This is a genomic window from Moorena bouillonii PNG, assembly GCF_001942495.1.
Lineage (GTDB): Bacteria > Cyanobacteriota > Cyanobacteriia > Cyanobacteriales > Coleofasciculaceae > Moorena > Moorena bouillonii.
This window is the reverse complement of sequence record NZ_MKZS01000001.1, coordinates 2833057-2839782: the sequence shown is the minus strand read 5'-3', so window position 1 is coordinate 2839782 and position 6726 is coordinate 2833057. Positions and strand designations below refer to the sequence as shown.

Genomic DNA, 6726 nt, shown 5'->3' with positions numbered 1-6726 from the left:
CGCGATGAAGCGTTTCGGCAAAGCCGACGCTACGCGAACGCAAAGCGTGGCCTACGGCCTCAGCTTCCGCCAAAGGCGATGAAGCAAAGCTTCCGCTAAAAGCGAACGCGCTTTCCCCCAGCTAAATCCCAAGACAAAATCACTATCACAAACCCTACACCGCCTGCTCCCGACTCCCTCAAAAAAAATTTGTTACAAAAATTTTCAAAATATGCTATAATTATATATTTTTTGTGGTAAACTAAAATTGTGGACAAAATAAAATCCACGGGGAGAGCCAGCCTTAGAGTTTTCGTCAGGCTGGAAGGCTGGCTCTTGGTCCCCTTTACAGGAGATAACTTAATATTATTTCCCATAGTCAACACCTATACCCATGGCTGATGCATTGGTTGTTACCACTTCTCGGTCGCCAGTGTTGAGATAGCCCGCCGGAAAATGAAACGGGCAAGATGCCCATTCCACGATGATGCCCATTCCACTTTTGCCTCTTGCCTTGCTTGCCTCTTGCCTCTTGCCTCTTGCCTCTTGCCTCTTGCCTTGCTTGCCTCTTGCCTCTTGCCTCTTGCCTTGCCCATAGCGCTATAAAACTTAACAGAATCAACAGGTATTTTATGGAATAATCCCAGGCATCGGGAGCATTTTGATTGATAAACATGAAAGCTTTGGTTTACCGATTTCTGCAAGCAAGTTATTTTGTTCTCTATTCTCTACTCGCTGCAACTACGGCATTAGGACAAATCACTCCAGATAATAGCCTGGGAAATGAAAGGTCTGTAGTAACGCCCAATGTCGATGTTAAGGGTGCCCTAGCCGATTTGATAGAAGGTGGTGCGATTAGAGAAAGCAATCTATTCCACAGCTTTTCAGATTTCAATGTGGCTGAGTTTGGGCGAGTTTATTTGGCAAATCCTGCTGGAGTTGCCAACATCCTGAGTCGGGTAACTGGAACAAATGTTTCCAATATTTTGGGCACTATAGGGGTATTGGGTAATGCTAATTTATTTTTGATCAATCCCAACGGTATTTTCTTCGGTCCCAATAGCAGACTAGATATCAGAGGCTCATTTTTTGGGAGTACGGCTGATAGTGTGTTGTTTGAAGATGGCACAGTATTCAGTGCTAAAAATCCGAATGGGAAACCGTTGTTGACGATTAATATTCCCTCTGGGTTGCAATATGGTTCAACTCCAGGGACTATTACTAATCAGTCTAGTCTGTTTCAGGTACCAAATGGTCAAACCTTAGGGCTGATTGGTGGTGAGGTTACTATTCCTGGTGGTGCTCTAGGTGCATTGGATGGACGGATTGAGCTGGGGAGTGTTGGTTCTAATGGTATGGTGAAGCTGACCCCAACCGATACAAGTTTTGTGTTGGATTATTCAGCAGTTCAACAGTTTCAGGATATTAGTTTGTCCGAGGGTGCTCTTGTCACTACCAGTAGCGAAAGTGGTGGGAGTATCCAGGTGCAAGGAGCTAATGTGAGTTTACGCGATCGCTCTGATGTATTTGCAGATACTAACGGGAGTGGAAGTGGGGGTGGGATAGTGGTTGAGGCTTCTCAGCTCAGCCTTGAGGGTGGTTCTAGGATATTTGCGAATGTATTTGGCTCAGGACAGGGGGGAGATGTAAGTATTACCACTGGGCAGTTAATGGTCTCTGATGGAGCAGTTGTTTCAGCTAGCACTTTTGGTGAAGGGGACGGGGGAGATTTGACAGTGGATGCCGACTCTACGGTTCAACTTATTGGTAGATCAGCCGATGGTCAGTTTGCCAGCCTCTTGACTACTCAAACTCAAGGTACAGGAAAAGCGGGAAATGTGAGGATTAGCACTGGGGAGTTAATCGTCTCTGGTGGAGCACAAGTTTCAGCTGCCACTGTTGGTGAAGGGGATGGGGGAAATTTGACAGTGGATGCCGACTCTACGGTTCAAGTGATAGGTACCTCAGCCGATGGTTAGTTTGCCAGCCGCTTGTTTGCTGAAACTGTTGGAACAGGAGATGCGGGAGAGTTGAGTATTACTACTGGGAAGTTAATGGTCTCTGATGGAGCAAGAGTTTCAGCTAGCACTTTTGGTGAAGGGAACGGGGGAAATTTGACTGTGGATGCCGACTCTACGGTTCAAGTGATAGGTACCTCAGCCGATGGTCAGTTTGCCAGCCGCTTGTTTGCTCAAGCTGATCGAGGTTCAAAAGGAAATGCCGGAAATTTGAGTATTACCACTGGGCAGTTAATCGTCTGTGATGGAGCAGTTGTTTCAGCTTTAACTTTTGGTGAAGGAAATGCCGGAAATTTGACTGTGGATGCGGACTCTACTGTTCAAGTGATTGGTACGAAATCTGATGGTCAGTTTCCCAGCGGCTTGTTTACTACTACTTTTGGGACAGGAAATGGAGGAGAGTTGAATATTACCACTGGGGAGTTAATCGTCTCTGATGGAGCACAAGTTGGAGCTGGCACTTTTGGTGAAGGAAATTCGGGAAATTTGACAGTGGATGCCGACTCTAGGGTTCAAGTGATTGGTACCTCAGCCTCGGGTCGGATTGTCAGCGGCTTGTTTACTGTAACTGAAGGGACAGGAAATGCGGGAGAGTTGAGTATTAACACTGGCAAGTTAATGGTCTCTGATGGAGCAGATGTTTCAGCTGCCACTTTTGGTATTGGGAACGGGGGAAATTTGACTGTCGATGCCTCCTCTACTGTTCAAGTGATTGGTACCTCAGCCAATGGTGAGTTTAGCAGCCTCTTGACTACTCAAACTGAAGGGACAGGAAAAGCGGGAAATTTGAAGATTACCACTGGGGAGTTAATGGTTTCTGATGGAGCACAAGTTTCAACTGACACTTTTGGTATTGGGAACGGGGGAAATTTGACTGTCGATGCCTCCTCTACTGTTCAACTTATTGGTAGATCAGCCGATGATCAGTCTCCCAGCGGCTTGTTTGCTCAAGTTAATCGGGGAGCAACAGGAAATGCAGGAAATTTGAATATTACCACTGGGCAGTTAATGGTCTCTGATGGAGCACGAGTTAGTACTAAAAGCTTTGAACAGGATAGTTCAGCAGGCACGGTAGAGATTAATGCCAACTCCATCTTCCTTAACAACGATGGCAGAATCACAGCAGAAACAGCAGCAGGAGACGACAGCAATATTATTCTATATTCCCGTGACATCCGACTCCTCAACCGAAGCTTGATTATAACTGAAGCTAGGAATACCACAACTGGCGGCAATATAGTTATTGATACAGACACCTTAGTCGGTCTCGGAAATAGCGACATCAACGCCAATGCTGACAAAGGGCAAGGAGGTAGTGTGACCATTAAAGCCCAAGGCATCTTTGGCTTAGAGTTTCGAGACCGTCCAACTCCAGACAATGACATCACCGCCACCTCCAAACGTGGCCCATCCTTCAGCGGTGATGTGGAAATCAACATCTCACAGCTAGACCCCACCTCAGGCTTAACCGAATTGCCAGCAAGCCCGGTAGATGCAGAAGCTATCCTGGCTAATGACCTTTGTGGCTTTGAGAATAATCGGATTGCTGGCGGCAGTTCCTTTTTCATTACCGGAAAAGGGGGTTTACCACCGACTCCAGAAGATCCGGTGATTAATGCCCACAGAACAGTGGGGTGGCGAACTCGTCCTGGCTTAGCCAGCAGCAGAAAACCATTACAGCAGCCACCATTGGCCTTTGGCCACGAATCGCGTTCAGTAACACAGCCTCAACCTCCCCAAGAAAAAAAAGTGATTATCGAAGCCCTTGGCTGGGTAACAGCAAAGGATGGTACGATTATTCTGACGGCCCATCCGTTTAGGGGTACTCCTGTTGATCAGATATTGCCCCATCTTGATTGCCATTCGGGAGGAGGGAGTAGGGAGTAGGGAGTAGGGAATCGGGAATCGGGAATCGGGAATCGGGAATCGGGAATCGGTAGGGCTTGCTGATTAACTCTCATGCGCATTGACAGATAAAGGTTTTCGCCTTTTTGGGTCGAAAAAAGTGCAAGCAAATCGGTCCAAAAAGCTCAAAAAGTTAGGATTTTGGGCAGACAAGGGCAGAAAAATCAAGGGAGAATTCTTCGGACTACCTTCTATATAATTCTCCTAACTCCTGACTCCTGACTCCTGACTCCTGACTCAATCCCTTACCAAAAGACTTTTTCAGCAAACCCTAGGTAGAACTGGCATCTCGCCAGTAACCTGCCTTGGGAACAAGAAAAGTTGCACCTGGCTGACAAGAAACGATCAGCCAGAGTTCAATGCAACTATCAACTCACAAAATCTAATAATAACAAAAACTCAGATAAACGCTGATCTATTTTCGATCTCGGTAGTGATAGCGTAGCAGAAGATGGGGTGCTCAGGTGCTGGTCAAAATTTGTATTAAGGGTAATTATGCCGAGATGATATAATTCCAGGTTGGGGGTTGTTTGATATAATCATGTCCGCATAATTAGCGATGCAGCGCGGTCTTGGGGAGCCAGCGCGGTCTTGGGGGTTTCCCCCACTCGCGCTTTGCATCAAGAAGTGATCAAAAACCTTCTGGGATTAAACCTTACTCCTTTACTTCAGCATAGCTGGTTTCTGCCTAAACTCCGAAACTTAGTCCTAGCTTACTTTTGACTTCTGACTTATAACTTCTGACCCTAAGCGTAGCGCTATATCACTTGCTGCCAACCACAGGTTAAAGAGCGCACAGGATTCGGGCGCAAGGGAAGCGCCCCTAGATTTGATTGGTTTGACCATCATGACCAGAAGTGATATAGTTTATTCCACTACTCGAATCAATCCACGGTTCAAACGGTCATGAATCTCTTGGACTAGGGTTTGCTCTTCTAGTGAAAGTGATGCCTTGCCTCGTAAAGCTGACATAAAGAGCTGTTGGTCAATGCGGGTAATTTGGCGCATATGAATAATACGCTGAGCTATTTGCTTAACCGGGAATTTGGGGAAGATCACTTGAGAAGGTTTCATGGGCTCCACATAATCTCTGTAATTTTAACTATCGGCAATTTTGAAGAGATCTTCTGTGAGAGAGAGTCCTAGCTAGTAGTGATTCGAGCTCACGATGTGTTGTGATGGGATCGCGGTTAAGCTGTGATCTGAGTTACAACGATGGCAAACTAGTAGCCGATCAGCGTTGACGGTCGTGATATACAGCATGTTGATTCTAGGACAAGAGAACGACAGGAGGAAGGAAGCAGCAAATTAGAAAAGGAATAAATACTAATATAGTCCAATATTTGGATGCCTGAAACTGTTTAAAGGTTAACAGTTTGGTATCTGAGAGCTTTATAATTGTGGTTGGCACTGATGGTTCCTGGGCCAAGGCTGTCATAATTTGTTTACCCAAAACCCGTCCTAATCGTGGTGGTACAGCATTACCGACCTGTCGAAATCCATGCCATTTGGTGTGGTGGAAGCGAAACCAATCTGGAAATGAGTGCAGTCTAGCGGCCTCTCGCACGGAGATCACCCTTGGGTAATCAGGATGAATGGGGCGAGGAGAGGTATAGCGACCGTTTTTATAACCAGTACCTGCTCTGAGGGTATGGCATGGTTTATCCCAGTGTAAGCGTCGTAAGCGACTGGTACTTTCTACCTCCCCCATGGGTGTGTTTCTAAACCGCTCAATGGAGGTTTCCGTGTGCTGGGTTTGCAGGGAACTGGTCAATAGTTGAGGATTCCACTGGCGGGGATAAGCAAAGTTACCAGGATCGGTGATTAAATCCCGTAACTTTTCGACATAGGGCATGGCTAAGGCTTGGAGCAGGTCTAGCTGTTCTGGTGTTAGTTCAACACAATCGCTTTTCTGGAGTTCGGGAAAATCATCTAAGTTAGGCAAGTCTGCGATCGCATCCTTAACAGTTACCCATTGGTGAGAGCCTAGTTCTGAGTCAGGATAAACCACTGGTGTTTCCCCAAGCCTAGAACCCAGTAAAAACAACCGCCGCCGTTTTTGAGGCACGCCAAAATCTGCTGCATTCAATACCTTGACTGGCTCAGTTATCCTGTAGCCAGCTGCTTTAAACTCACTGATGAGCTGCTCGAACAGGTCTTGGTATTTGTTCTGAGCTAAGCCTGGAACATTCTCCATCACAAAATAGCGTGGTTGGAGTTCTTTGACCAAACGGCAAAACTCAAACACTAAATTATTGCGTGCATCATCTACTTGACGCTTACCGATCAAGGAGAATCCCTGACAAGGGGGTCCACCAATGACTAGATCAATCACTAGATCAATGGTAGAAACCTGCGATGAAACCTCTCTACAGTCTTGGTTTTGCCCCCTTTGACTTGCCCACTCCCTCAGGGCTTTCTGAATTTCCTGACCAGACAGGGTAGCAACGTCGGTACATAAAACCTTGGTTTGGGGGGAATTGAAGGCATACACTGCCCCATGAATTGGGTCTTGTTCAACGGCAACGGCAACATCAAACCCCGCCTGCTCAATCCCTAGGGAGAAACCACCAGCACCAGCAAATAAATCAACGGCTAACGGTCGATGAGAGAAATTTGCCATGCCGTTTATGGTAATCTAATTTTATTGCGCTGCACGCTTCGGAACAGGGAACAGGGAACAGGTAATGAAAAAGCTTGTTACATCGCGCTGCATAGACAATAGGCAAATTATATGGACACTGTCTTGATGCAATAGCGAGTGGGGGGAACCACGGCAGTCGCTCATGGGGGGGACCCCCAAGACCGCGCTGCCTTCCCAAGA

At 46.7% G+C, this 6726-nt stretch carries 8 protein-coding genes; 2 read left to right on the top strand and 6 right to left on the bottom strand.

Annotated features, from left to right (window positions below; genetic code table 11):
- Nucleotides 1-95 precede the first annotated feature (95 nt).
- A complete protein-coding gene (locus tag BJP37_RS11640; RefSeq protein ID WP_075898931.1) occupies nt 96-356 on the bottom strand; it encodes a hypothetical protein in 261 nt (86 codons plus the stop codon).
- A 2-nt stretch (nt 357-358) separates the two neighbouring features.
- Nucleotides 359-655 (bottom strand): hypothetical protein, encoded by a 297-nt coding sequence (locus tag BJP37_RS39015; RefSeq protein WP_075898929.1) that lies wholly within the window; start codon nt 653-655, stop codon nt 359-361.
- Here BJP37_RS39015 and BJP37_RS11630 point away from each other — a divergent pair.
- Together BJP37_RS11630 and BJP37_RS39010 are read left to right on the top strand one after the other, a co-directional pair.
- Entirely contained in the window at nt 654-1958 is a 1305-nt protein-coding gene (locus tag BJP37_RS11630; protein WP_075898927.1) for a filamentous hemagglutinin N-terminal domain-containing protein, read from the top strand. The genes BJP37_RS39015 and BJP37_RS11630 overlap by 2 nt on opposite strands.
- Nucleotides 1959-2009: 51 nt before the next feature.
- Nucleotides 2010-3884 (top strand): autotransporter outer membrane beta-barrel domain-containing protein, encoded by a 1875-nt coding sequence (locus BJP37_RS39010; protein ID WP_158069540.1) that lies wholly within the window; start codon nt 2010-2012, stop codon nt 3882-3884.
- On the opposite strand, the gene BJP37_RS43485 is transcribed toward BJP37_RS39010, so the two are convergent.
- The 4 genes from BJP37_RS43485 to BJP37_RS41930 form a co-directional block, all read right to left on the bottom strand.
- Nucleotides 3833-3964 carry a hypothetical protein gene (locus BJP37_RS43485; protein WP_269086988.1) on the bottom strand — a complete coding sequence of 44 codons (132 nt, stop codon included), beginning with the start codon at nt 3962-3964 and terminating at the stop codon, nt 3833-3835. The genes BJP37_RS39010 and BJP37_RS43485 overlap by 52 nt on opposite strands.
- Nucleotides 3965-4769: 805 nt before the next feature.
- Complete coding sequence (locus tag BJP37_RS11620; RefSeq protein WP_070392609.1) at nt 4770-4976, bottom strand: hypothetical protein; 207 nt, start codon at nt 4974-4976, stop codon at nt 4770-4772.
- Between the two features lie 196 nt (nt 4977-5172).
- Nucleotides 5173-6525, bottom strand: a complete 1353-nt coding sequence (locus BJP37_RS11615) for a DNA cytosine methyltransferase (protein WP_075898923.1) — start codon at nt 6523-6525, stop codon at nt 5173-5175.
- A gap of 21 nt (nt 6526-6546) precedes the next feature.
- A partial coding sequence (locus BJP37_RS41930; protein WP_214607756.1) for a hypothetical protein occupies nt 6547-6726 on the bottom strand: 180 nt, incomplete at its 5' end.

Bases quoted from the DNA above. Each gene is read 5' to 3' on its own strand.
- BJP37_RS11640 (WP_075898931.1), bottom strand. From the start codon at position 356: ATGGGAAATAATATTAAGTTATCTCCTGTAAAGGGGACCAAGAGCCAG.
- BJP37_RS43485 (WP_269086988.1), bottom strand. From the start codon at position 3,964: ATGCGCATGAGAGTTAATCAGCAAGCCCTACCGATTCCCGATTCCCGA.
- BJP37_RS11620 (WP_070392609.1), bottom strand. From the start codon at position 4,976: ATGAAACCTTCTCAAGTGATCTTCCCCAAATTCCCGGTTAAGCAAATA.
- BJP37_RS11615 (WP_075898923.1), bottom strand. From the start codon at position 6,525: ATGGCAAATTTCTCTCATCGACCGTTAGCCGTTGATTTATTTGCTGGT.
- BJP37_RS39015 (WP_075898929.1), bottom strand. From the start codon at position 655: ATGTTTATCAATCAAAATGCTCCCGATGCCTGGGATTATTCCATAAAA.
- BJP37_RS11630 (WP_075898927.1), top strand. From the start codon at position 654: ATGAAAGCTTTGGTTTACCGATTTCTGCAAGCAAGTTATTTTGTTCTC.